Raw genomic sequence first — 24,920 nt, 5'->3', positions numbered from 1 at the left:
CAATTTTAAATAAACATAATTACTTTGTATTAAAAATAATTATCAGTTATATTTTATAGTTTATTAACTAAATAATAAATTTATTATGCCTATAATGTCGGATAAATGGATAAGGGAAACCGTTATAAATCATAAAATGATTGAGCATTTTGCAGAAAAGCAAGTAAGAATTAAAGATTCAGAAAAGATTATTTCATACGGTTTATCTTCTTATGGTTATGATGCTAGAGTATCAAATGAGTTTAAAATATTTACAAATATAAACTCTACTATGGTTGATCCTAAAAATTTTGATAAATATAATTTAGTTGATAGAGAAGTGGATGTATGCATTATCCCGCCTAATAGCTTTGCACTTGGAAGAACTGTAGAATATTTTAAAATACCACGTGATGTATTAGTTATTTGTGTCGGTAAATCTACTTATGCAAGATGCGGTATAATAGTAAATGTTACGCCTCTAGAACCAGAATGGGAGGGGCATGTAACGCTAGAGTTTTCAAATACTACACCGCTGCCGGCTAAGATTTATGCAAATGAGGGGGCTTGTCAATTTTTATTTTTAAAAGGTGATCAAATTTGCGACTTATCTTATGCAGATCGTCAAGGAAAATATATGAAACAATTAGGTGTAACTCTACCATTAACATAATATATAATAGTTGAGATTTTATCTTACATTTAGTAAAATAAATTAATTAATGATACTCCTCGCAGCAGAGCTACGAGGTATCTATCCAAAAAGTTTTAACTGTTTTTGTTGAAATGCTTTATAAGAAGGTTTGCCTGAACCTTGATTTTTTACATAATTACGTAATTTCCGCTCATCACCATGTTTACCTACTGTGCTCATAAAATATCCTTTACTCCAAAACTCACTTCCCCATAATTTTTCTTTAAGATTTGGATATTTCTTAAACATTTCCTTAGATGTAATACTTTTTATGATTTGAGTTATTTTTGTTGGGCTATACATTAGTATTGACTGTAGTAAAAAATGTACATGTTCTTTATCTACTCCTATTTCCAAAAATCTAATTTCATAACGAGCTTCTATGTCCTCACAAATTTTACATAAATAATCGTCTAGTTCCTCTTTGAATATTACTCTTCTATACTTTGCCGGTGTTACTAAATGATATATTAGTACTGTGACATTATCACTTTTATGTATATAACTGCTTTCTTCCATGCATCTAGTATATCACGAAGCAGACCTTCGGGGAATTAAACCCTAAGAGATTAATTTGTTGTGTTTGCGGCTTGCTTCTTTTGCTCAAGTAAACTTTTTACTCTTCTATTTAATTCTTCTCTTCTTTTTTTGTAACAAATCTTGTTTTTGGTCAAATAATTATTAAATGGAGATAAGAAATGAACTTAAATCAAAAAATAATAAAGCCAAAATTAGGATTACTAGAACTCGCTAAGAGTCTTGGTAGCATATCATCAGCATGTAAAGTGTCATTGTCAAATAAAAAGGGACCAGTAAATTGCACGAAAAAGGGACCACTATATGTAAAAATTTTTATGTCAAATGACCTCCAAATTTATAGTTATTAATACGATAACTTTTACCTGTGATGTTTAGTATATGTGCATGATGTACTACTCGATCAATAATTGCATGAGTTAATAACTCATCAGCAAATATTTCATTCCATCTTTCAAAATCCTTGTTTGTGGTAATAATGGTAGATTTATTTTCATATCGTTTAGCAATAATATTAAAAAAATCATCTACTGAATGTTTTGGTAATTGCTTAAAACCTAACTCATCAAGAATTAATAAGTCAAATGATAAGAGTAATTTAACTTTTTTGTGATAGCTATTATCTGCTCTTGCAATATGTAAATTATAAAGCATATCCGATACCGTAGTAAAATATACAGAGTATTCTCGTGTTAAAGCTTTTAATGCTAATCCAATAGCAAGATGAGTTTTGCCAGTTCCAGAATTACCTATGAATATGACATTGCCCTTAGTATTAATATAATCACAAGTAGATAAATCACTTATTACTTTGGCATCAATACTTGGTTGGAACTGAAAATCAAAGTCTTCTAAATTTTTAGTGACTGGTAATTTAGCAGCACTTTTACGACGACGGTAATTATTATCCTTACGGTGAGATTTTTCATCTTCACATAATAGTGAGAGAAATTCTTTAAATCCTAGTTTATTATTTTGAGCATAAATAATCCTTTCATTTAAGCTATTGACTATACCTGATAATCTAAAACTACGTAGGTCATTAAGCAAGTTCTGCATTCTGACCTCCAAACTCTGGCAATGGTAAGTTTACTGCATTACTATTTAAGATATTTTTAATTTTAGAGTAAGAACTTATACCGTAATGTAATGCTCTATGACAAGCTTTATCTATTAACTCATCATTGTAAACCTTACGTAAAGAAATAATACCTCTAGCACAACGTTGCCAATCATTTACTCGTGTTTGTTGTAATAACTCTAATAATAAACTGCAATTATTTCCTATCTGCTGCATTTGTTGTTGATAATGTTCACTATATTCTATAAAACCTGGGCATAGACGTTTATATTTGGCATAATGAGACGGATTAGTGGTAAATATTCCTTTGCCATCTGTTCTAACGTGCCTTGCTATTAAATCATTTTGGATAGAAAATATTTGAACAAGTTTTGGTGATAATTGTACCAGTACCTCACTGTATATATATTTTGCCGGTACGGAATAATAATAATTATCTATGGTGATATGACAATCTTTTGCTACTTTTCGATTATGCCACGATGACAAATCAAACGTTTCTAATGGTAAAGGCATTAAATTATTACTTTCTTCTTGCTCAAATAGTTCCTGAGGAATTTTTTTAGTAGTACCATGTATTCGGTTATTTGCTTTATTTAACCAGTTAGCAAGATCATGTGTTAATTCTTCATATCTATGAAATTTACGTCCAGCAAAAAAATTATTTTTGACATACTTTATTCCTGATTCTACTTTGCCTTTTTCTTGAGGTTGATATACACGACAAGGAGAAAGTAAAATTCCATAATGATCAGCTAAACGTTTGTATTCCTTCTGATATACGGGCTCATAGAAATTGCTATCTACCACTCCAGCTTTAAGATTATCAAGTTTTATTACTTTTGGACTGCCAGCAAAATAATTAAATGCATTGATATGACATTGTATCCATGTTTGACAACTTTGATCAAACACTACTTCATAATAATCAAGGCGACTATAACTTAAACGCATATTAAATACATATGCTTTAACTCTACGCCCCTTAGAATTATACTGTAAGCCTATGTCACCAAAATCTACTTGTGCTTCCTCTCCTGCTAAAGTATGAAAACGAATGCAACTGTTATTTTGTATCTTATATTTTTTGATATAACGGGTTAGCGAACCATAACTTTTTGTATAACCTTGAATTTTTAACTCTTCAAAAATTCTTATGTAACTTAGATTCTTTTCTAATAACTCAATTATTTGTTCGTGCCAAGAATCCAGTGCTGAAGATCGTTCATAGGGTGCAGGAGATTCTGTACCAGACTCTACATAACGGTTTACTATTTTTCTTACTGTTTTACGGTCTATTCTCGTTAGTTTGGCAATATTTCTTTGACTATTGCCTTGCTTATAAAGGGTGATAATTGTTGTGTACATATTTATTCTTATCATTGTATCACTAGATATTTATTTTAATTAATTATCTAGTGAATATTGCACATTATAACCTTATTAGGTTACACCAAATTCTCTGGTCCCTTTTTCGTGCAATTTACTGGTCCCTTTTACTTTAGCAATGACAGTAAAGCGATGGGCTATAGCAGAGATAGTTATTACAGATTTAAAGAACTGTATGAAACTGGTGGTGAAGAAGCGTTGTATGAGATTAGCCGGAAGAAGCCAATAATAGCGAATAGAGTTGATCCAGCGATAGAGAAGGCAGTAATGGATATGGCAATAGAATATCCAGCATATGAACAGATTCGAGTATCAAATGAGCTTAAGAAGAGCGGTATACTTGTATCACCTGGAGGAGTGAGATCAATTTGGTTACGTAATGATTTAAACAATCTCAACCACTACCGGCTGAGAGCCGGTAGGTTGATGATAGGCACTAGAAGTGCCGTAGAGTTTAAGCTAAAGCTTATTCCAATCTAATGTTAGAAATAGAAGTTGGTTTATGAGCTTCTGTATGGTTATTTATATACTCATTAATTACTTCATCTGTGATATGACCACTTGTTGTACTAAAATAACCTCTTCCCCAAAAATGCTTCCCCCAATATCTCTTTTTTAATTCTGGGAATTCTTGTTGTATTCTACGTGAAGTTCTACCTTTTGCTCTTTGTACAAATTCACTTACTGCTATATTAGGAGGTATCGATACTAAAATATGTACATGATCAGATGATATCACCCCATTTACTATCCTAATATTCATTTCCTCTGAAACTTGAGCTATGATTTCCCTAATCCTTTCTTTGATAACTTGGGTTAATACTTTATAACGGTATTTTGTTATCCATACTATCAAAACTTACGCTATGTTTGGTTCTAAATATCGTAAAGATGGAGAACGAAGCTGTTGTTGCATATAGTCATCTAAAAGCCCTAACTTTATTTGGTAGACCGTTTTACCTATTTTATTTGCAGTTCTTTTGAGAAAAGCCCAAACTAGAAATGCACAACTAATGTGATTACGTTGGATACGCTGTTTTCTGCATTGGCAACGTTCTATACCAGTCAGTTGCTTAATTTTTCTATGCATGCTCTCAATTACCCATCGCAAGCCAAACTCATCTTGTGCAGCTTTAGAAGATTTTTGAGTTTTGTTATTGGTAACAACATAATCAACTCTGTTGGTAGAAACAGTAAATTTAAACAAATTAACATGCTTATTTTTGGCAAATCCTTTTATATGAATCTCCATTCCATTCTTAATTTCTTCATCTGAAAACGTCAACTTGCTAACAGCTTTATAAGGCTCGTAATCACACGTTTTACTAACATTTCTATTGGCTTTAATAGGGGCATAATAATATTTGCCCAAGGAGTCAACATGTTGCATAATTTTGTGTGTAGCATACCATGTGTCAAAAAGTACAGTTTGAAAAGGAATCTTTTTACTATAAACAGCATTATTGAACATCTTTAGTAGGTGATCTAGTTTCGTCGCTCCATCATGATCAGGTGAAAAAATGCGATAATCTATTACCCAAAACTTATCAATATCGGGGTTATAATATACAAGACTCACTACTCCTATACCGGTAGTAACTCCACCTGTAGCTCCACTATACTGCGATCTAGCAACCTCTATTTTCTTTGTGTTCCTTTTGTTTAACACCGTATCATCAAATATTGTATATCCGTTAGATGAAAAGATAACATCATTCTTAATGTGTTCCCATAACAAAGAAGGAGTATATTTTTCATTTTCTAAAAATCTATTAATAACATCATGGCTACATTTCTTGGCATGTTCAGCGTAGTAGGTTAAACTATAATTCTTTTGGCTAATTGTTAAAAATTGACAGTAATCTGTTCTATTAATTGGTATTGCTTGCAATCTGTTCCTCTTTGACATGTTTAATTATTCTTACAATAATTTATCACTCTTCCACTCATAGCGTAAGTTTTGTTTAGTATTTATCGATGAATCTGGGATAGAAGATAATAGCTGTAGAGAACACGGGTGGAGCATTATCGGTCAAAGATGTTATGGTGAAAGGGTCTATCAACATAAATCACAGATTAGTATGATTGCTGGGGTGTCTGCCAAAGATATAGCTTAATGCGATAAGGTAGTGACTTTTTTAAGAGCATAGTAAACCGCATCAAAAAAGTGCTCAAAATTAGAAACAGTTTTTCTTATTTCGTTCTTGATTTTAAACCAGTAATGCTCAATAGGATTTAAATCTTACTATTACCCACAAATTTTACCACTAACAATTGATAGCATCATTACGCTCTCTTGAAGGATTTCATATCCCCGCCATAAAGACATTGCTCCGGGCAACCCATCACTCTTTCTTGCCATAAAGCCTCCTAATTTACCAAGCAAAATAATAGCTTCTTTTATATTTGGAGGCTTGCCAGGAGTATTATTTGTTCTGTGCACGCGCATATAAAGCGTTTTCCATTCTTGGGTGGTAAGTATGCTATCGCAGCTCTCTTCAGGACAAGTTGAGGCTATTTTTGATAAATATAAAATTTTAAAAGCAATGAGGCTTTTTATGGCAATTAATTTTTGTAGCTTTGTTTCGGCAGATAAGCGAGAGGCTTCTATCTTGCATCCTGATTTCAGAACTCTAAAATATTCTTCTATTTTCCATCTTAGCTTATACCAAGTTATACGCTCAACAGCATCTTCAAAGCTACTCACGGGGATGTTGGTCAGTATAGTCCAATCGATTGCCTCTACTCCAACAGGGGCATTAATTTCTTTAGCGCTTACAACATAAACAGCTAATTTGTCACTGATTTTGTGATCAGTATTTTCAGGGCCATATAAAGATACAGACCTAATTGGTATGTGCCCATATGTGTATTTAATTTCAACATTTGCTTTTCTTGCTTTATGAAGTCCATTGCCTGGGATTTTCAGTCTAATCTCTTTCTTGGACTGTAGCTTACTTATTTTCGTTTGTATTTTTGTTTTACCATTTTCCGGGCAAATAAATTTCCTATCCTGTCTGTTGCGAATTACAAATTCTGCAGCTGATTCTTCAATTTTCCATAACAAATCAAAGATATCTGCTTCTCTATCTCCAACCGTAATAACTCTAGTATTTTCAGGAATATTGGCAATTGTTTCCTCAAACGCGTTAATCCATTTATAGCTTTCTTTATCTTTGATGTGAGTGATATACTTACGCCTTGCTTTTTCCTTCTGATCCTCTTCCCTTGCGATACGTGCCCAACATTGCTGAGAGGTAAGGCCTAAAGGCAGACCTCCTGGCGTCACTATAATAGTACTATGCATAATAAGACCCTGTTTGTGCTTTGTATAAGCTTTGGAGATACTGCCTAGCCCTTTTGTCTTAATATGAGTGTCATAATCCAGGTAAGTTGTATCCTGAATTGCAAACACTAAATTTTTGCCTTGGATTCTATTTTGTGTTTCCACATGATGCGAAGAATAGACTTCATCTATATCAAACTTATCATTGCTAAATAGTCTGTAAGCTCCCTTCGCATCTTTCCAGGATCTGCAACTTTGATTTATTGTGCCGGATGCTTTGCTATCAAGTAAGTTACTGGTTTTAATAAGCCGATTTATAAGTCTTTTATCTTTAAAGTCAACATGCCTGAGCTCATTCTCTAACCAACCAGTGCTTGATATATTTATCCCGTATGTTACTATATCTTGCATATCGCCTATCCTTCTTATTTAAAATGATCAGTGAATACTCTAGCAGCATTTTATAATTGTGGGTAATAGTAAGGATTTAAATCAGGAGAGTAAGTTGGTAAAAATAAAATACTGCAACCAAAAGATTCAATTAACGTTTTCACTTTTGTACTTTTATGAAAATTAATATTATCCATTACTACTATCTGACCAGGCTTTAACTCTTTGATCAATATCTCTTGTACATAAGTTTCAAAAATGTCCTTATTACATGTCCCATCAAATATTATTGGGGCAATAATATCTTTGGCAGACACCCCAGCAATCATACTAATCAGTGATTTATGTTGATAGACCCTTTCACCATAACATCTTTGACCGATAATGCTCCACCCGTGTTCTCTACAGCTATTATCTTCTATCCCAGATTCATCGATAAATACTAAATCTTGTTTGTCTATAGTTTTTAGTTTCAATATAAACTCATTCCTTAGACCAACATCTCTTTTGGGATGAAGAAAAGTTTTTTTTATAACTATAACCTAATTTATTAAGCAATCTTGATATCGTACTTGCAGATACTTTTTGACTCCAGTTGTTAGCTAGTTCCATGGTGGTTTTATCAAAATTTAATTCTATAAATTTTTTAAATCCCTCTATGTCTCTTATTATTCTACGATGTCCTGTATGATAACCACTTTTTGCTTTGATATCGCCGGTTTGTTTCTTTAATTTTTTCCATTCTATTATAGTCTTCCTACTAATAGAGTATATCTCAGAAGTCTCTTTTATTGTTTTACCATCTGTTAAACTTTTTATTACTCGTATTCTTAAATCGTATGAATATGCCTTTGCCATAAGTTTTTCATTTAGTATAATCTAACTCATACTCTAAGTCACTATCTTATCGCATTAAGCTATACCGAATGTTATGCCGTGGCTTGACCACGGCGTTTAGCAGTTTAACCGCATAGCGAAAATCTAGGGAGCTTGCTCCCTAGATGGATAGCGTTATAATATAAGCGTTGGCATATTATAATTTAGTAGAATGGAATTGAGGCGTAATAGTCATCATGTTTTTAGAATAATGTATCACTTTGTGTGGATACCAAAATATCGTCATAAAGTGTTTATTGAACCTTATAGAGAAAGCTTAAGGTTAATAATAAAGAAGATTGGTTACGATTATAATATAGAAATAGTGGAGTTAGAGATACCTACTGATCATATTCATATGGTAGTAAAATCTGAGCCAAAAGTTTCTCCGTCGTATATTATGCAAATAGTTAACCACCCTGCATTGCAAATGCAGGGCTTAAGATTACGGCATCAATGCCTTAGCTATAGCTAGTTTTCAACTTGAAAGTTTCCAAACTTATCATCTCTCGATTCATGTTTATCAATATAATCCTTGATCATTTGGTCAGTCACATTGCCTGTGGTTCTGACAAAATATCCAACAGCCCATAAGTGTTTACCCCAATACTGTTTCCGTAATTCTGGAAATTCCTGCTGAATCTTCCTTGAACTCTTTCCTTTTAGATACTGTACCACCTTACTAATACTTTGATAAGGTGGCACAGATACATAGATATGTACGTGATTTGAAGCTATCTCCCCTCTTAATATCTCTACTCCATTATCCTTACATATCTCTTGGGTTAGGTCCTTGACTCTCCTACCAATATCACCAACCAATATATTATATCGATATTTAGTCACCCATACTATATGATAAGTGCAATCGTAAACTGTGTGGCTTATCTTCTTGTAATACTGCATCTCTACATTCTATATGTTAAAACGACGCACTGCAAGTGCGGGGTTTTTCTCCCAAATTTGGGACAATAAAAAGCATATCTGCAAGAAATTTTTTCAAGCTTTATCCAAAAATAAAGCGTAAATATTTTTGGGGTGGTAAACTTTGGACGCAAAGTTTTTTTGTAGAAACTGTAGGTAACGTTAATGATGAGGTAATTCGTGAATATGTACGAAATCAAATAAACGCAATGGATAAAATTGAAAAAGAAACAAAGCAGTTTAACCTGTTTTGAAACTCGGTCGCTTGCGGCCGAGTTCTTCATATTAAAAAGGCATTTTAAAACCTGGCGGCAAACTCATACCACTTAAAGCACCTGACATAGAATTTTGTGAATCTGCATCACATTTCTGTTTTGCATCGTTAAAAGCGACTTTAATTAAATCCTCTAATATTTCTTTTTCTTCTTCTTTTAGTAGAGATGCATCTATTGAAACCTTTTCGACTTCACCTTTGCCTGTTGCTATAATCTCTACAAGCCCACCACCTGCTTTACCAGTATATCTAGTATTTGCCATTTGTTCTTGTGCTTCTTGCATTTTTTTCTGCATTGTTTGAGCTTGTTTTAAAAACTGATTAAAGTTTACCATAATTTTATCCTTTAATTTTTAAGTAGAATATCCATGATTTTTGCATCAGGAAAGTGTTTTTTTATTAAACTAAAACCATCACCTGACTTAATTTTATCTATTAATTGACTTTTTAAGATCGTTTGTTGCTGCTCTTTTAATATTAAAATTTCGATTTTTTCATTACTAAAAGCAAACAATAAATTTTCTACTTGTTTCTTTATTTTATTTGTTATTTCAGAACTTATAATTTCTAATTTATTATCATAAAAATTTTTAAGCTCTATGCTGTTCAATAAAAAATAATATATTTCTATTTCATTATTTTCATAAAGATACTTAAGAAAATCTATAATTTCAAAATTTTTTTTTATTTCTTCAGTAGATGGTTGTTTTAAATCTTTGTAATCACTTGGTGAATTATCCAATGGCAACGAGGCTGAATATATTGATTTTATAATCAACATTTCAGTTTCAATAAGTTGATTATAAGAAATTTTGATTTCCGCTACCCCTTTACTATATATTTGCCACAAAATTGATAAATGCGGCAAACTAATTTTACTTAAAATATTTTTAATTTTATCATTAAACGACTCATATAACGGCATGCTATAGTTAGGCAAAATCTTTACCTTATTAAGATAAGCTATAAATTCTGATACTGATTCTATAAATATTTCAAGATTAACCGAAGAAGAATAAAGCTTATTTATTAGAGAAATACTATTTGCGATATCTCTATTAACTATATACTCGCTAAATTCTAGTATAACATTATTGTCAACAAGCCCAAGCATTTGATTAATCGCTTGTCTTGTAATCATACTATCAGATTTAGCAGATAAACTAGCTGCCTGATCTAACATAGAAACGGCATCACGAGCTGAACCATCTGATTTATAAGCTATTACTCTTAAAGCTTCTATATCTGTTTTTAGATTCTCTTCTTTAACTATATGTTCAAGCAGCTTAAAAATTTCTTCAAAGCTAAGACGTTTTAAATCATATCTTTGACATCTTGAAATAATCGTTGCAGGTATTTTTTGAACTTCGGTTGTTGCAAAAATAAATATCACATGTGGAGGTGGCTCTTCTAGGGTTTTAAGCAATGCATTAAAAGCACCTTTAGAAAGCATATGTACTTCATCAATAATAAATATTTTATACTTCCCTTGTAGTGGTTTATATTCAGCTGACTCTATGATTCTACGTATATCATCAACGCTAGTTTTACTTGCCGCATCGATTTCAATTATATCAGGATGGTTATGATTGTTGAAACTAACACAATTTACACACTGGTCACATGTCTTAATATCATTATCTTTAGTAACTAAGGCAGAGCAGTTTACCGCTTTAGCAATAATACGAGCTGAGGTGGTTTTACCGACTCCTCTAATACCGGTTAAAAGATACCCGCCGGCTAAACGATTATTTAGGATAGTATAGCTTAGAACCTTTACAAGTACTTCTTGACCATGCAGCTCGGCAAAGCTACCCGGACGATATTTCCTAGCAAAAGGAATGTAATTATTTGATGAATTTATATCAGTCACGATTTAAATTTTAGAAATTTTGTTGTCATCCCGTGGCGGCATTGCTGCGTGGATCGAAAAACGCCCTAAGGTAGTCATCCCGTGACTTGTCCACGGTATCCAGAAAATAAAAAAAATACTAATTTTATTAGTATTTTTAACTGGATCCCGTGAATAAATCACGGGATGACAGGGGAAAATGATCCATACAAAAAGTGCTAGTTAATTCAGACCTATTTGATGACAGGCGTGAAGAGCGAAGCCTATAATAATAGGCGAGTCGACGAACAACGAAGCAGCAAGTGGGTATCAATTAACTAGAATGCTAGTAGTGACCCAGCGAATCCTACTCTGGCTGCTTCCTCTCCGACCTGACCAACTAAATAAGCACGATGCCCACCACTAGCATAATTAACATAACCTTTTTAGCTAGAAGAAACAACATATTTTTTTTCTATTTCTGATTTTGTTAACCTATTAGGCGGACCAAATATCTCAGGATTTTTTAACTTAAATAAATCTTCATCAAATTTTTGTACTTTAACTATCTTATCAAATTTAATAGTTACTACATTAGTATCCTCAAATATTTTAAGCAACTCAATTTGTTTATTGGCTTTATTTAAAGTAATTTCACTATGTCGTTCTGTTACTTTGTGATAAATATTAATCCTTGAGAAATCTTTTTCATTAACAACTGATTTAACTACAAAATCTTTGTCGAAATTTTCATTATCCTCAAGTAAAAAATTAAATATATTTTCATCCCTAGCAATACGGCTTACTTGCTCCATATCATAATCATACATCGATACAAAATTTTTAGTACCTACTATAATTATAGGGAAAGGAGGGTAATAATTACATCTGAAGTTATAAGGCTTACTGATCAATAATTTTCCTTGAGATATATTACCTTTAGAATCTTCTTGTGTAAAATCTACCGCAATCGATTTCATTGCACGCAAATATGTTTTTAACTCTAAAACTGCCGCTTTATCAGCTGCTCCAAATGCCGCAATCGAATTTATGGAAAGATAAATGATAATTAAAGAAAATATTTTATTCATTTTCATTGTTTTATATTTTAAATTATGTTTAAAATACTTTAGTTATATACTTAAAACAAATAGTATTTATGAAAATTGTTGCCTTAAAAGAAAAAGTAAAGCACGAAACTCGAGTTGCTATCACACCTGAAGTAGCTAGCCTTTTGGTTAAAAAAGGCTTTGCTGTTACTGTTGAGAAAGATATGGGGGCTTATGCTGGCTTTCTTGATGAAGAATATATAGCAGTAGGTGCTAAAATATCTGCTGTACCACTCGAAATTATTTCTGATGCTGATATTATATTAAAGGTTCAACCATCGCCTGTTAGTGATAAATATAGTGAACTTGAATTTGCTAAAAAAGGAGCTGTTATTATCGGGCTTATCTCGCCTTATTTGAATCATGAATATATTAAAGCAGCAGCTAAAAAAAATCTGACTAGCTTTGCAATGGAATTAGTACCAAGAATTACCAAAGCTCAAAATATGGATGCTCTATCTTCACAAAGTAATCTAGTAGGATATAGGGCAGTAGTTGAAGCGAGCTATCATTATACCAAAGCTTTTCCAATGATGATGACGGCAGCAGGCACTGTTTCACCTTGTAAAACTCTAATACTTGGTATCGGTGTTGCAGGACTACAAGCAATTGCAACAGCAAAAAGACTTGGTAGCGTTGTTGCTGGATATGACGTAAGATCGGCGACAAAGGAACAAGTGGAGAGCTTAGGAGCTAAATTTGTTTCGCCAGAACTGCAAGAGGATCTACAAGATAAATCAGGTTATGCTGGGGAAAGCTCTGAAAGCTATAAAGTTAAGCAAGAAGAGTTTTTAGCAAAGATCATTAAAAACTATGATATAGTTATTACTACTGCACAAATTCCTGAAAAAAAAGCACCTTTGCTTGTTACAGACAAAATGCTAGAATCAATGAAGCATGGATCGATTGTTGTTGATATAGCAACCGCAACGGGCGGAAATGTTGAAGGCTCGGAACTTGATAAAATCATTACTAAACACGGCGTTACTATAATAGGTCTATCAAACCTTGCTGCTAAAATTGCAACTGATAGCTCAAAATTATATTCTAAGAATTTATATAATTTTTTAAATTATGCACTCCAAGACGGCAAACTTAATATGGATGATGAGTTAGTGCAGTCTATGTTGGTTACTAAGGATGGCAAAATTGTGAACGAGAAGTTTGGGTAAAAATACGTCATTGCGAGAATAGGCAAAGTCTTTTAGGTATCATCCCGTGGCGGTATTGTTGCATAGCTCCAATGTCATTCCCGCGTAGGCGGGAATCCAGTATAAAGCGAGATAAATCGAGCTTCTAATTTTAAAAACTTGTCGTATTTATGTTTGTTTTACTGGATCTAGTCCCCAAGCCAAGGGATGACACAGTAAGGCTTAACTCACGACGTTAAACAACATTTTAAAATAAAAAATATGAATCAATTACCAATAATAGCTAGGCAAGCTAGTGAAATTGCTCAAAATACCCAAGAACTATCAGATAAATTAAAAGATTTAGTGATAGATGGCAGCTCGCAAGTTGCAGCTTCTACTATTGATCCTTTAGTGTTTGCTATAACAGTTTTTGTACTAGCTTCTTTTGTAGGCTATTATGTAGTATGGAAAGTAACTCCAGCATTACACACTCCACTTATGTCAATCACTAACGCTATTTCAGGCATTATAGTGTTAAGTTCTATGATAGCAGCAAGTAGTAGTGCTTTTGGTTTTTCTGGCTTGCTAGGGATTTTTGCAACGCTGCTTGCATCTATCAATATCTTTGGCGGATTCATAGTCACAAAAAGAATGCTAGAGATGTTTAAAAAGAAGTCTTAATTTGATTTTTCATTTTGTTTTATGATCAAATAACACAGTCATAGAATAAGCGAGTACACTGAAAATACAAATATATAAAATAGGGAATAGAGTAAAATTATATTTTTTAATTACCAATAGACATATATAATTAGCAGTCCCAGACATTAGCATCGAGCCTATAGTATGCCCAAAACTTATGGTGCGATAACGCTCTCTAACTGCAAAAGATTTAATAACTACGCTATGAGCGAGAGCGTTAAACGGAGCAACTGAAGCAGCAAGCAGCAAGCTAGCAAAAAGCCCCAAATTAGTCATTTGATACTCTACCGCTATCGTAAAAATTATACTTGCTATAATGGTAGATATGAGGGCAGTTTTTAATACTATATTAACACGAATACGATCGGCAATAAATCCGGCGATTGGCATAAAAACAGCAAAGCATAATACTACTAATACCGAAAAGGAACTCATTATAACGCCAGTTGCAGGTAGCACAAGCGGTAAATATTGCTTCATAAAAATGACTGCAATTTGATATGTTGCTCCAAAACCTCCTGCTAAAAATATGAGAGGCAAAATATTCTTCCATTGCTTTCGGATCAAAACATTAAATTTTTGAATGGAATTATTACCACCAGCCTTTTTAAATTCAGGTGTCTCATCAAATTTCTGACGATAATAAAGAGTTACAAGCCCCAATGGTAAGCTTAATAAAAATGGAATACGCCAACTCCAATCAGGAAAAATATGTGCATTAAAAAAGTTAGTTGCCCCAATTCCTGATAATAATCCTATAACACCTGTACATCTAGTGATAGCTGAAGCTGTAAATTGGTATTTTGGACCTAAATGTTCAATAACGTAAATTGCAGCACCATCATACTCACCTGCAATAAATATGCCTTGCATAAAACGGCATAAAACAAGGATTATCGTACTCCAAACTCCAAGGGTAGAGTAGTCAGGTAATAACCCTATTATTAAGGTAGGGATTATAATACCGATAATTGTAAAGCTAAGGGCTTTTTTTCTGCCATACTTATCACCTATACGTCCAAATATATAAGCTCCAAGAGGTTTTGATAGATATGCAACGGCATATACAGCAAAAACATTTACAAGTTTTGTTAATTGATCCGTAGCAGGGGAGAAGAATTTTTCAGCAATAATTGCAGCAGAAAATCCGTATAGGCTGTAGTCGTAATATTCAATGATAGTACCTAAAAATGCACCAAGCACTTTATTAGCAGATTTTTTTTGTTTCATTTTAGAGGTGTATACTTTTTTCTTTTAAAAGTAATATTTCATACTCCTAAAAGAAGATTATAATGTAGGTAGACGAAGTTTTATTTGGAAAAGAGGAATCGACTTTGAAGCTTATAACCGCAGCGTACATACTAGTATAGTAGCGGATTATAAGCAAAAAGTAACGGTGCCAATTTTTTAAACAAAACGAGTCTACATGACCGCTTTAGTCGTTACTTAAAATCCTTCAAAGACCTTTATGTAAAGGTGGACTTCATATATCTAAACTTAAATGAGTATTAGACAGGGACGATGTCCTAAAAGTTAGTGGTAGTCCTAGGCTAATATTAAGCTCACGAACCAAGCAGCCAAGTGTTAATATATCACTTTTCCATTTTGCGTGCAAGGTTTTCTAAATAACTTGCTATAGTGGATAAAGTTTCTGCAAATTTTTCTTCATCTTGAGGATTTTTTTGAAGACTATTTGACTCAATCTTATTAGTAAGATGCGTTATTTCGGATTGAGCATTGAGTAGGGCTATAACAAGCAATAAATCAAATGATGCAGCAGGATTTACTGCTTTGATTTCGCTTATTTTTTCATTTAATTTATTTGCTAAAAATAATAATTTTTCCTCTTCACCACTATTACAATATAATTGAAAGTTTTTATTATTTAATGTTATAGTAACAATTGCCATAATTATTTTTGTAATTTTTTTATTTCTTCGAGTTCATTAACATAAATGTTAATTTGATCTAAAATTCTTACATAATCATTTCTTAGTTGATTATTTTCATTTTGTAACCTATGAATCTCATATTGATTATTTGCAAGCACATTTAATAGATTATCAAGCCTATACTCTACTTGTTGCATTAAGCTCATTAATATTTCATTATTCATTTTTTAAGCTAACTCTATAAATGGATAAATTATTATAATAATATATAACATTACAACAGACATAAATATTAACTGTTTTTTATGTCTATAATTTACTAAGGCTTTATTTTTATTTCTACTTAATAATTTTTCTTGTTCATTATTTTTTTTTAGTTTCTAACTGCTCAGCATTACGATCTCTTATGTTAAGGTAATCTAAGTATAATTTTAGATAACCTTTTACATATACTTCCCCTGGTAAAATATCTAATTTCCCTTCTTCTAAAGCTATTAAATATTTTTTTCTAATTTTTAAATCTAGAGATACTTGGTTTAAGGTTTTACCCAGATCTAATCTGGTCTGCTTAAGCATTGATGACATAATTATTCAAGTTTTTGTAAAAATATTTCAAATTTTTTATTTACTAAAATTATTACATTTAAGTCTATAATTTCCTGAGATTTAATTTCTTTAATAAAATCAAGAAAATTCTTAACTAAACTTTTATTATTATCAATCCATAAATCTAAATCAATAGTTGTTTGAGATTTATTAATAATTTTTATTAATAATCTACGTTGTTTGTCATATAAGTCATCTTTTAAGGATTGCAGACCCAAACGACGCCAATATGAATCGTTTAATTGTCTATCACAAGTTTTACGTAACCAGTCTAAACTAAACATATTACCGATAGTAAAATAGGCTTTTGCCATTTCTTCATCATTACCTGATATTTGTTTCGTTACGTGTATTATATCAAATACCGAAATCAAACTATCAAAGGTAAGAATATCTTTAGCAAATGATTTGTCTATTCCATTACTTACATAATAATTTAACTTTTCTTCAAACTTTATTTTTGCTTCTCCGGCTAGTAAATTACTTACTATTTCTCTTAAATTCTGTGCAGGTTTTTTAAACTCTTCTATGGTTTTACTAATATTAATTGGATGTTTTAAATTCTTGATAACCCAAGAAATACCACGACGCATTAATTTTGTTATCTCAGTAAACATATCAATCTTAATGTTATAATCGATATTAGTAGCTAAATTACTTACCTTTTCCCATATATCATCAAGTTCAAAAATTTCACAAATGATAGTATATGACCTTATTATGTCGCAAAGAGGAGCACCAGTTTCACGTTTTGTTATGCTAATAAGTGGTCCACCAAGTTGATTAACTATTTTATTTATTACAACAGTTTTAATAATTTCATGCTTAAGAGGATGAGATAAAATTTCCTTATGAAACTTCTCCTGCATTATTTTAGGAAAATAATTTACAAGATAAGAATCAAAATATTTATCATGAGAAAAGGTTGAATTACGTAATTCATGAGAAGCCGATCTTTTACTATATGAAAGTAATAGGCAAAGTTCAGGACGGGTTAATACTTCTCCGTTTATGGCTCTTCTATTTAATTCTTCGGAAGTTGGTAAAAATTCATTTTCACGTACTAATATTTTCTCTTCTTCTAAAATATCAATAAACTGGCTGAATATACTGACTGTTAAAGTAGGCGATAACTGCATAATCGTTATTGCTTCGGTTTGCTTATAATTATCCTCTAAAACCAATTCTTCAACTTGGCAAGTCATATCAATTAACAGCTTGTTACGCTGTTCTAAAGTAACCTTACCGGAAGCAACAGAATTACTAAAAGCAACTTTAATATTTACTTCGTGGTCAGAACAATCAACACCTGCTGAGTTATCAATAAAGTCGGTATTGATGCGTCCACCTTTTTTAGCATACTCAATTCTGCCTCGTTGCGATACACCGACATTACCACCTTCTGCAACAACCTTTGCTCTAATTTCTTCACCATTACATCTTAAATTATCGTTCGCTTTATCTCCGATCTCTGGATGATTCTCTGTTTTCGCTTTAATGTAAGTGCCTATACCGCCATTCCATAGCAAATCAACTTCAGCTTTTAAAACAGCTTTAATTAGCTCTTCAGGTGATATTTCACTATCATTTACATCAAGTAATTTTTTAATTTCCGGTGATAATTTTACCGACTTGCTACTACGCTCAAATATCCCACCGCCTTTGGAAATGAGTTTATTATCATAATCAGACCAGTTAGAACCTTTTAAATTAAATAGACGTAAACGCTCATTAAAGCTTGTTAAGGGATCAGGTTCAGGATCAATAAATATGTGCTTATGGTTAAAAGCAGCAACTAACTTAATAGCTTTCGAGCGAAGCATTCCATTACCGAATACGTCACCCGACATATCGCCTATCCCTGTTACAGTAATAGGGTCTTTCTGTACATCTATACCTAAAGTTTTGAAATGATTAGTTACAGAAATCCAAGCACCTTTAGAGGTAATAGCCATTTTCTTATGGTCATAACCAGCAGAACCACCTGAAGCAAAAGCATCATCAAGCCAATAATTATATTCTCTGGAAACACTATTAGCATAATCTGAAAATGAAGCTGTTCCTTTATCAGCAGCAACTACTAAATATGGATCTTCCTTATCGTAAATAATAATATCTTGAGGATGTACTACCTTGCCATCAATTATATTATCGGTAATATCTAATAACCCTCTAAGGAAATTTTTATAACACTCAACAACCTTTGCCATATATTCATCACGACTCATTCCCTCATTAGTAAAATGAAGATAAAAGCCACCTTTAGAACCGACAGGTACTATAACAGAATTTTTAGTCATTTGTGCTTTCATAAGCCCCAGCACTTCATATCTATAATCTTCTGCTCTATCTGACCATCTCAGTCCCCCACGTGACACAGGACCACCTCTTAAATGCACCCCTTCAAAACTTCTTGAATAAACAAATATTTCGGCAAATGGAATAGGCTGAGGTAAGTGCGGTATTTTTGAGGAGTCAAATTTAAATGAGAAATAATGTTTGTTAGGTTGATAGTAATTTGTTCTAGTAACAGCTTCAAAAATACCAAGCATACTACGAAGTACTTTATCCTCACTACTTACATCAACTTTTAATAAATAATCATTTAATTGTTTTTTTATATCTTTGAAGTCGTGATCAAGATGTTTAGGATTAAATTTTATATCAAATAGATTTACTAATTTTTTTGTATATTCAGGATGTTTAAGAAGCGTTAATTGTACATAACCCTTACCATAGCTAAAGCCTGTTTGATGTAAATATCTTGTTAAAGCTTTGACTAGTTTAACTTGCTTCCAGTTAAAACCGGCAAGTACTATTAATTTACTTAAAGAGTCATTAGCAAGCATGCCAAGAACCATTTTGTCTAATGCTTCTTCAACATTTATTTTTAGCTCTTGAATATTATCTTTTACTGGCACTACGGAAGTTAAAATAAAATTATATATCCAGCTTTCTTTAATCTCACCGACTTCTTTAATTACAAAGCTCTGTTCATCGATTGCACTAAATCCTAAATTTTCTATTGGTGGTAATATATTAGAAAGAGCAAGACTAACTTCCGGACTATATATTTTTAGATAAAATTCTGATTCACCTGTAGCAATCAAATTAAACATGCGTCTTTGATTCCTACTTGCTTCAGTTAAATATTCAATATCTGTTAAAGCTATTTCAGGAGAGAATTTTTGCCTATAATCAGCAGGAAAAATATTATCAAATAGTTTTAAATTAATCCCTGCTTGATATTCACCGAATTTTTTAGAAAGCTTCAAGTAAAAATCTTCACTCCAACATCTAGAAATACGATCTAAATCTTGCTGGATTTTTTCTGCTTCAAAATTTATTTTATGTTTATCTTGTGCTTCAAGGGTAACAAAAAGATAAGAAAAACTGCCTGCTACCTCGGTAATATAGTTAGATAGAATTTTACTGCCGAATTTCTCAGCTAAATAACAATCTATCAGGTTATGTATCTCAGAAGTTAGACGCTCTCTAGGTAAGAAAATTATAATGTTTAAGAAAGAACTCGACCAATCATATTGAATGAATAATTTAAGCTTCTTACTCATCATACTAGAAAGCATATGCAAACACATGCAATATAAATCACCTTGATCAATTTGAATTAAAGCCTCACGAGGTAAGGACTCCATCAAAATTTTTAACTTATCAGCATTATAACCAGATAATGCAAAACCAGCTTTCCCTATCACAAAGTTAAATTTCTGTCTAAGAATCGGGATATTACTTATTGAATGGTAATACATACTTGAGTTATATATACCAAAAATTATACTTCCTGAAATATACTCACCAGAAGAGTTAAATTTCTTTACTAAAATATAATCAATTAAATTATCTGTATGAATAAGTGAGGCACTATTTATCTTACCAAGTATTATTAGCTGGTTTTGATATAATGGGCTAGCTGAACATTTTACAATATCTTCAATCTCATCTTTTACTTCTTGCCATATTTTTGTTGTCCCAATCTTGTTACTTAATTTTGTAGAATTTACTTCAAAATCAATAGTACCTAATAAAATTAAATTATCATTTTGTAACCAATTTAAAAATTCTTTAGCCTCTATAGAATTCAGTTTCTCATTATCGATTATATTTTTAGATAAATCTTGGAGCTTTGCCTGCATATTTGGTAAGGCATTATGGCTTTCCTCAAGCTCATCTAGCCTATCATTTATAGCTTTTGTTAGTAAATTAGCTGCACTATCATCAAAATTTCCGAGGATTGTTAAATGTAATATAGATTCTGATTTTTCTTCAGCTGCTGAATTTTCTAGTATTTTTTCTAGGTTGCCTTTACTATCACGAGTACATTTTATTACCGGATGCAGTAAAAACTTAGTTTGCAGTGCCTTATTCTTAAGAAGACATACGATAAAATCAACAATATGTGCTTTATTATCAAGCAATATTAGCACATTTATTGCTGGATCGTTTTCAATAACAGTATTTGTTATTGATATTTTTCTTTCGCCTTTTTCTCGATACTTAAAAAAGTTAAAAGCTTCATCGGCAAAATCAAAAAATAGTTTTTGCTTATTCTCAAAATCATAATCAATAGGAATATAACTTAGAAATTTTTCAATAAATTCCACATATAAAGAATTTGGCTCATGTTTTTTGCTAAGCTCTAAAATTTTAGCTTTATAATTTGGTATTTGACAGTTTAACCGACCGGAATCTAAAAGAGGTGTTTTTGGTGTCATGATTTTCTCAAGTAAATGTAGCTTATTTAATTTGTTATTATATTATATATTATTTAATAAACAATACTCTTCTGCTTTAAAGCTTTACAGAAGAGTTATTAGGGTACTCAGTGTCACCCCATAGACAAGTCACGGGATGACATTGTTTTATATTAGGATTATAAAAAAATGGAAACGATATTTGCACAAAGCTCTAGCTTTGGTAAAGCAGGAGTAGCAGTTTTTAGGGTTTCTGGGGCTAAAAGTTTAGAGATTTTAGAGGTACTAACTGGTAAATCTAATTTTAAACCACGCTTTATGTATTACCAAAAACTTGCTTCTCCAGAAAGCAATAACTTAATTGATAATGCTATGGTTGTTTATTTCAAAGCACCTAATAGCTTTACCGGTGAAGATGTGGTAGAAATTCATACTCACGGTAGTAAAGCCATCTCTATAATGCTTATGAATGCTTTACTAAATATACCAGGCGTTCGTTTAGCAGAAGCAGGGGAATTTACCAAAAGAGCTTTTCTAAATAATAAATTTGATTTAACTGCAGCAGAGGGTATTGCCGATTTAATTAATGCTGAAACAATTATGCAACATAAACAGGCAATTAGGCAAGCAGGGGGAGCACTTGAAGAGCTATATAACAGCTGGCGAAGTCAGTTGCTGCGGATTATATCTTTACTCGAGGCATATATAGATTTTCCTGACGAAGATATACCGGGAAGCGTATTAAAAGATGTTACAAATACTCATAAAACACTTATAAACACAATATCCGAATATCTTAATGATAAGAGAAAAGGGGAGTTGCTCCGAAGTGGGTTAAAGCTTGCAATTATAGGATCACCGAATGCTGGCAAATCTAGCCTGCTTAATTTTCTGATGCGAAGAGATGTTGCAATTGTCTCAAATATAGCAGGTACTACTAGAGATATAATAGAGGGAAATCTAGATATAGGCGGCTACCCTATTATCTTACAAGATACAGCAGGTATAAGAGGCGAAAGCAATGATTTTATAGAACAAGAGGGAATTAAACGAGCAATAGATTCAGCAAAAAAAGCTGATATTAAAATTGTGATGTTTGATGCTGAGACTTTAGACTCTACAGCTAATAAAGATATAACAGGTTTGATTGATGAGAATACTATTGTAGTAATCAACAAAATTGATCTTATAGAAGAGAATAAAATATTTTCACTGGAAGAAAAATATAAAATACTAAAAGTTTCAATTAAAAATAATATAGCTTTACCGAGTATATTAAAAAACATTGAAGAAATTGCTGAAAATATAGCAGGCTTTACTGAAACGCCTTATATAACAAATGAACGCCACCGCCATTATCTCAAACAAGCCCTCACTTATCTAAAAGATTTTAACCTCAATAATGATTTAGTCCTAGCAACGGAAGACATCCGAATGGCAATGCGTAGTATTGGAGCTATAACCGGTGTGATCGGCGTTGAAGAAATACTCGGTGAGATATTTAGGAATTTCTGTATAGGGAAGTGAGGAATCCACATCATTGCAAGAAAGCATTGCCAGCGTGGATTAGTTCTATTTTTGTTACCTCGTGGTTTATTCACAGAGTGACAAGAGTAAAACTAACTCTCACAAGCAACAACACCATAAAATGACAATTTGGCTATATTAAAAAAACTACTTGCTTTTCCTCTCAATAGTTAGTAATAGATTTTTACCACTCACAATATATTAAAATTAGATAAAATTATGAAAGAGAAATTAACCAAGGAAGAATTTAATCTCTTAGGGTTTAATTCCCCGAAGGTCTGCTTCGTGATATACTAGATGCATGGAAGAAAGCAGTTATATACATAAAAGTGATAATGTCACAGTACTAATATATCATTTAGTAACACCGGCAAAGTATAGAAGAGTAATATTCAATGAGGAACTAGACGATTATTTATGTAAAATTTGTGAGGACATAGAAGCTCGTTATGAAATTAGATTTTTGGAAATAGGAGTAGATAAAGAACATGTACATTTTTTACTACAGTCAATACTAATGTATAGCCCAACAAAAATAACTCAAATCATAAAAAGTATTACATCTAAGGAAATGTTTAAGAAATATCCAAATCTTAAAGAAAAATTATGGGGAAGTGAGTTTTGGAGTAAAGGATATTTTATGAGCACAGTATGTAAACATGGTGATGAGCGGAAATTACGTAATTATGTAAAAAATCAAGGTTCAGGCAAACCTTCTTATAAAGCATTTCAACAAAAACAGTTAAAACTTTTTGGATAGATACCTCGTAGCTCTGCTGCGAGGAGTATCATTAAATGGAGATAAGAAATGAACTTAAATCAAAAAATAATAAAGCCAAAATTAGGATTACTAATGTAAAGCGATGGGCTATAGCAGAGATAGTTATTACAGATTTAAAGAACTGTATGAAACTGGTGGTGAAGAAGCGTTGTATGAGATTAGCCGGAAGAAGCCAATAATAGCGAATAGAGTTGATCCAGCGATAGAGAAGGCAGTAATGGATATGGCAATAGAATATCCAGCATATGGACAGATTCGAGTATCAAATGAGCTTAAGAAGAGCGGTATACTTGTATCACCTGGAGGAGTGAGATCAATTTGGTTACGTAATGATTTAAACAATATCAATAAAAGGCTTAAAGCATTAGAAGCAAGGATGGCTCAGGATGGTATTGTACTTACTGAATCTCAGTTACAAGTACTAGAGAAACGACGTAGCGAAAAAGAAGCCCATGGCGAGATTGAGACACAGCATTCAGGTTATCTAGGATGCCAAGATACATATTATGTAGGAAATTTTAAGGGTATAGGTAAGGTTTATTCTCAGGTATTTATTGATAGCTATAGCAGAGTAGCTAATGCTAAACTATATACTGATAAAACAGCTTTAACTGCTGCTGATATGCTTAATGACCGCGTGTTACCATGGTATGAAACTCAAGGCATACCAATACTTCGTATTCTGACAGATCGCGGGTCAGAATATAAGGGAAATATAGAGCATCATGCTTTTGAATTATTTCTAAGTATCGAAGGTATAGAACATACTATTACTAAAGCATATTCTCCTCAAACAAATGGTATGTGTGAACGTTTTAATAAAACTATGAAACAAGAATTCTTTGATACAGCTATGCGGAAAAAGATCTACACTGATCTTGATGATTTACAATTAGATCTTGATATTTGGTTAGAGCATTTCAATAATGAGCGACCACATTCAGGAAAATATTGTTATGGTAAAACGCCTATGCAAACTTTTAAGGATAGTAAGAAATTAGCTATTGAAAAGAACAATGAAATCTTATATCTTGAATACTCATCTGACAGTCATAATTTATCAGATATTCAGATATAATTTTTATAGTGCCTGTAAGATCAAATCTTGACTTCTACATGTCATCCCGTGATTTATTCATGCGATCCAGTTAAACATATCAATAATATTGATATGTTTAGTTGTTTTTTGGATAGCGT

At 32.2% G+C, this 24,920-nt stretch carries 24 protein-coding genes, 1 other RNA gene and 4 pseudogenes; 11 read left to right on the top strand and 18 right to left on the bottom strand.

Annotated features, from left to right (window positions below):
- Positions 1-85 precede the first annotated feature (85 nt).
- The gene (gene dcd / locus ACOAL3_RS09125; protein WP_419234891.1) at positions 86-652 is read left to right on the top strand and encodes a dCTP deaminase; all 567 of its coding nucleotides are present in this window, start codon (positions 86-88) and stop codon (positions 650-652) included.
- Positions 653-733: 81 nt separating this feature from the next.
- Here dcd and tnpA (ACOAL3_RS09120) read toward each other — a convergent pair whose 3' ends face one another.
- Positions 734-1,192, bottom strand: a complete 459-nt coding sequence (gene tnpA / locus ACOAL3_RS09120; RefSeq protein ID WP_419234569.1) for an IS200/IS605 family transposase — start codon at positions 1,190-1,192, stop codon at positions 734-736.
- Positions 1,193-1,371: 179 nt separating this feature from the next.
- Here tnpA (ACOAL3_RS09120) and ACOAL3_RS09115 point away from each other — a divergent pair, with 179 nt between their 5' ends.
- Positions 1,372-1,560 carry a hypothetical protein gene (locus tag ACOAL3_RS09115; protein WP_419235675.1) on the top strand — a complete coding sequence of 63 codons (189 nt, stop codon included), beginning with the start codon at positions 1,372-1,374 and terminating at the stop codon, positions 1,558-1,560.
- Here the strand turns inward: ACOAL3_RS09115 and istB are convergent.
- Together istB and istA are read right to left on the bottom strand one after the other, a co-directional pair.
- Positions 1,526-2,269: an IS21-like element helper ATPase IstB gene (istB, locus tag ACOAL3_RS09110; protein WP_419234522.1), complete on the bottom strand. Its 744-nt coding sequence runs from the start codon at positions 2,267-2,269 to the stop codon at positions 1,526-1,528. The genes ACOAL3_RS09115 and istB overlap by 35 nt on opposite strands.
- Positions 2,253-3,659 carry an IS21 family transposase gene (gene istA, locus ACOAL3_RS09105; RefSeq protein WP_419234890.1) on the bottom strand — a complete coding sequence of 469 codons (1,407 nt, stop codon included), beginning with the start codon at positions 3,657-3,659 and terminating at the stop codon, positions 2,253-2,255. Before istA ends, istB begins: the two co-directional genes overlap by 17 nt.
- Positions 3,660-3,794: 135 nt before the next feature.
- Here istA and ACOAL3_RS09100 point away from each other — a divergent pair.
- Positions 3,795-4,076 (top strand): annotated as a pseudogene (locus ACOAL3_RS09100) (helix-turn-helix domain-containing protein); the annotation flags it as partial.
- 70 nt (positions 4,077-4,146) lie between these two features.
- On the opposite strand, the gene tnpA (ACOAL3_RS09095) reads toward ACOAL3_RS09100, so the two are convergent.
- Positions 4,147-4,536, bottom strand: a complete 390-nt coding sequence (gene tnpA, locus ACOAL3_RS09095; protein ID WP_419234889.1) for an IS200/IS605 family transposase — start codon at positions 4,534-4,536, stop codon at positions 4,147-4,149.
- Between the two features lie 3 nt (positions 4,537-4,539).
- Positions 4,540-5,571: an IS701 family transposase gene (locus ACOAL3_RS09090; protein ID WP_473198140.1), complete on the bottom strand. Its 1,032-nt coding sequence runs from the start codon at positions 5,569-5,571 to the stop codon at positions 4,540-4,542.
- Between the two features lie 73 nt (positions 5,572-5,644).
- On the opposite strand from ACOAL3_RS09090, the pseudogene ACOAL3_RS09085 reads away from it, so the two are divergent.
- Positions 5,645-5,791: pseudogene (locus ACOAL3_RS09085) on the top strand (transposase); the annotation flags it as partial.
- Positions 5,792-5,928: 137 nt separating this feature from the next.
- Here the strand turns inward: ACOAL3_RS09085 and ACOAL3_RS09080 are convergent.
- The 3 genes from ACOAL3_RS09080 to ACOAL3_RS09070 are packed head-to-tail and all read right to left on the bottom strand — an operon-like array spanning position 5,929 to position 8,214.
- Positions 5,929-7,377: an IS4 family transposase gene (locus tag ACOAL3_RS09080; protein ID WP_419234585.1), complete on the bottom strand. Its 1,449-nt coding sequence runs from the start codon at positions 7,375-7,377 to the stop codon at positions 5,929-5,931.
- A gap of 50 nt (positions 7,378-7,427) precedes the next feature.
- The gene (locus ACOAL3_RS09075) at positions 7,428-7,832 is read right to left on the bottom strand and encodes an IS630 family transposase (RefSeq protein ID WP_419234855.1); all 405 of its coding nucleotides are present in this window, start codon (positions 7,830-7,832) and stop codon (positions 7,428-7,430) included.
- A gap of 7 nt (positions 7,833-7,839) precedes the next feature.
- Complete coding sequence (locus ACOAL3_RS09070) at positions 7,840-8,214, bottom strand: helix-turn-helix domain-containing protein (RefSeq protein ID WP_395476636.1); 375 nt, start codon at positions 8,212-8,214, stop codon at positions 7,840-7,842.
- 229 nt (positions 8,215-8,443) lie between these two features.
- Here ACOAL3_RS09070 and tnpA (ACOAL3_RS09065) point away from each other — a divergent pair, with 229 nt between their 5' ends.
- A complete protein-coding gene (gene tnpA, locus ACOAL3_RS09065) occupies positions 8,444-8,707 on the top strand; it encodes an IS200/IS605 family transposase (RefSeq protein WP_419234888.1) in 264 nt (87 codons plus the stop codon).
- Here the strand turns inward: tnpA (ACOAL3_RS09065) and tnpA (ACOAL3_RS09060) are convergent.
- Positions 8,704-9,138, bottom strand: a complete 435-nt coding sequence (gene tnpA / locus ACOAL3_RS09060) for an IS200/IS605 family transposase (RefSeq protein WP_419234651.1) — start codon at positions 9,136-9,138, stop codon at positions 8,704-8,706. The genes tnpA (ACOAL3_RS09065) and tnpA (ACOAL3_RS09060) overlap by 4 nt on opposite strands.
- A gap of 35 nt (positions 9,139-9,173) precedes the next feature.
- On the opposite strand from tnpA (ACOAL3_RS09060), the gene ACOAL3_RS09055 reads away from it, so the two are divergent.
- Positions 9,174-9,410 (top strand): transposase, encoded by a 237-nt coding sequence (locus ACOAL3_RS09055; RefSeq protein ID WP_419234887.1) that lies wholly within the window; start codon positions 9,174-9,176, stop codon positions 9,408-9,410.
- Positions 9,411-9,441: 31 nt separating this feature from the next.
- Here ACOAL3_RS09055 and ACOAL3_RS09050 read toward each other — a convergent pair whose 3' ends face one another.
- The 3 genes from ACOAL3_RS09050 to ACOAL3_RS09035 form a co-directional block, all read right to left on the bottom strand.
- On the bottom strand, positions 9,442-9,765 hold the full coding sequence (locus tag ACOAL3_RS09050) for a YbaB/EbfC family nucleoid-associated protein (protein ID WP_395476918.1): 324 nt from the start codon (positions 9,763-9,765) through the stop codon (positions 9,442-9,444).
- 11 nt (positions 9,766-9,776) lie between these two features.
- Positions 9,777-11,303, bottom strand: a complete 1,527-nt coding sequence (gene dnaX / locus ACOAL3_RS09045; RefSeq protein WP_419234886.1) for a DNA polymerase III subunit gamma/tau — start codon at positions 11,301-11,303, stop codon at positions 9,777-9,779.
- A 404-nt stretch (positions 11,304-11,707) separates the two neighbouring features.
- Positions 11,708-12,352: an outer-membrane lipoprotein carrier protein LolA gene (locus ACOAL3_RS09035; protein WP_395476916.1), complete on the bottom strand. Its 645-nt coding sequence runs from the start codon at positions 12,350-12,352 to the stop codon at positions 11,708-11,710.
- 68 nt (positions 12,353-12,420) lie between these two features.
- On the opposite strand from ACOAL3_RS09035, the gene ACOAL3_RS09030 reads away from it, so the two are divergent.
- Both ACOAL3_RS09030 and ACOAL3_RS09025 read left to right on the top strand, forming a co-directional pair.
- Complete coding sequence (locus tag ACOAL3_RS09030; RefSeq protein WP_419234885.1) at positions 12,421-13,542, top strand: NAD(P) transhydrogenase subunit alpha; 1,122 nt, start codon at positions 12,421-12,423, stop codon at positions 13,540-13,542.
- A gap of 240 nt (positions 13,543-13,782) precedes the next feature.
- A complete protein-coding gene (locus tag ACOAL3_RS09025) occupies positions 13,783-14,184 on the top strand; it encodes an NAD(P) transhydrogenase subunit alpha part 2 (protein WP_419234884.1) in 402 nt (133 codons plus the stop codon).
- 9 nt (positions 14,185-14,193) lie between these two features.
- On the opposite strand, the gene ACOAL3_RS09020 is transcribed toward ACOAL3_RS09025, so the two are convergent.
- From ACOAL3_RS09020 to ACOAL3_RS09000, 6 genes and pseudogenes are all read right to left on the bottom strand, one after another.
- On the bottom strand, positions 14,194-15,435 hold the full coding sequence (locus ACOAL3_RS09020) for an MFS transporter (RefSeq protein ID WP_395476913.1): 1,242 nt from the start codon (positions 15,433-15,435) through the stop codon (positions 14,194-14,196).
- 193 nt (positions 15,436-15,628) lie between these two features.
- Positions 15,629-15,788: non-coding RNA, 6S RNA (gene ssrS / locus ACOAL3_RS10960), on the bottom strand.
- Positions 15,789-15,797: 9 nt separating this feature from the next.
- On the bottom strand, positions 15,798-16,115 hold the full coding sequence (locus ACOAL3_RS09015; protein ID WP_395476912.1) for a cell division protein ZapA: 318 nt from the start codon (positions 16,113-16,115) through the stop codon (positions 15,798-15,800).
- A 2-nt stretch (positions 16,116-16,117) separates the two neighbouring features.
- Entirely contained in the window at positions 16,118-16,321 is a 204-nt protein-coding gene (locus ACOAL3_RS09010; RefSeq protein ID WP_012151542.1) for a hypothetical protein, read from the bottom strand.
- Positions 16,322-16,324: 3 nt separating this feature from the next.
- Positions 16,325-16,682, bottom strand: a pseudogene (locus ACOAL3_RS09005) (helix-turn-helix domain-containing protein).
- Between the two features lie 2 nt (positions 16,683-16,684).
- A complete protein-coding gene (locus tag ACOAL3_RS09000; RefSeq protein WP_419234883.1) occupies positions 16,685-21,436 on the bottom strand; it encodes an NAD-glutamate dehydrogenase in 4,752 nt (1,583 codons plus the stop codon).
- Between the two features lie 168 nt (positions 21,437-21,604).
- Here ACOAL3_RS09000 and mnmE point away from each other — a divergent pair, with 168 nt between their 5' ends.
- From mnmE to ACOAL3_RS08985, 3 genes and pseudogenes are all read left to right on the top strand, one after another.
- Positions 21,605-22,942: a tRNA uridine-5-carboxymethylaminomethyl(34) synthesis GTPase MnmE gene (mnmE, locus tag ACOAL3_RS08995; protein WP_419234882.1), complete on the top strand. Its 1,338-nt coding sequence runs from the start codon at positions 21,605-21,607 to the stop codon at positions 22,940-22,942.
- A 301-nt stretch (positions 22,943-23,243) separates the two neighbouring features.
- Entirely contained in the window at positions 23,244-23,702 is a 459-nt protein-coding gene (gene tnpA, locus ACOAL3_RS08990) for an IS200/IS605 family transposase (RefSeq protein ID WP_419234534.1), read from the top strand.
- 48 nt (positions 23,703-23,750) lie between these two features.
- Positions 23,751-24,801, top strand: a pseudogene (locus ACOAL3_RS08985) (IS481 family transposase).
- Positions 24,802-24,920: the final 119 nt, after the last annotated feature.

This window comes from Rickettsia endosymbiont of Nabis limbatus, assembly GCF_965196655.1.
Lineage (GTDB): Bacteria > Pseudomonadota > Alphaproteobacteria > Rickettsiales > Rickettsiaceae > Rickettsia.
This window is presented reverse-complemented; position numbering and strand designations above follow the sequence as displayed.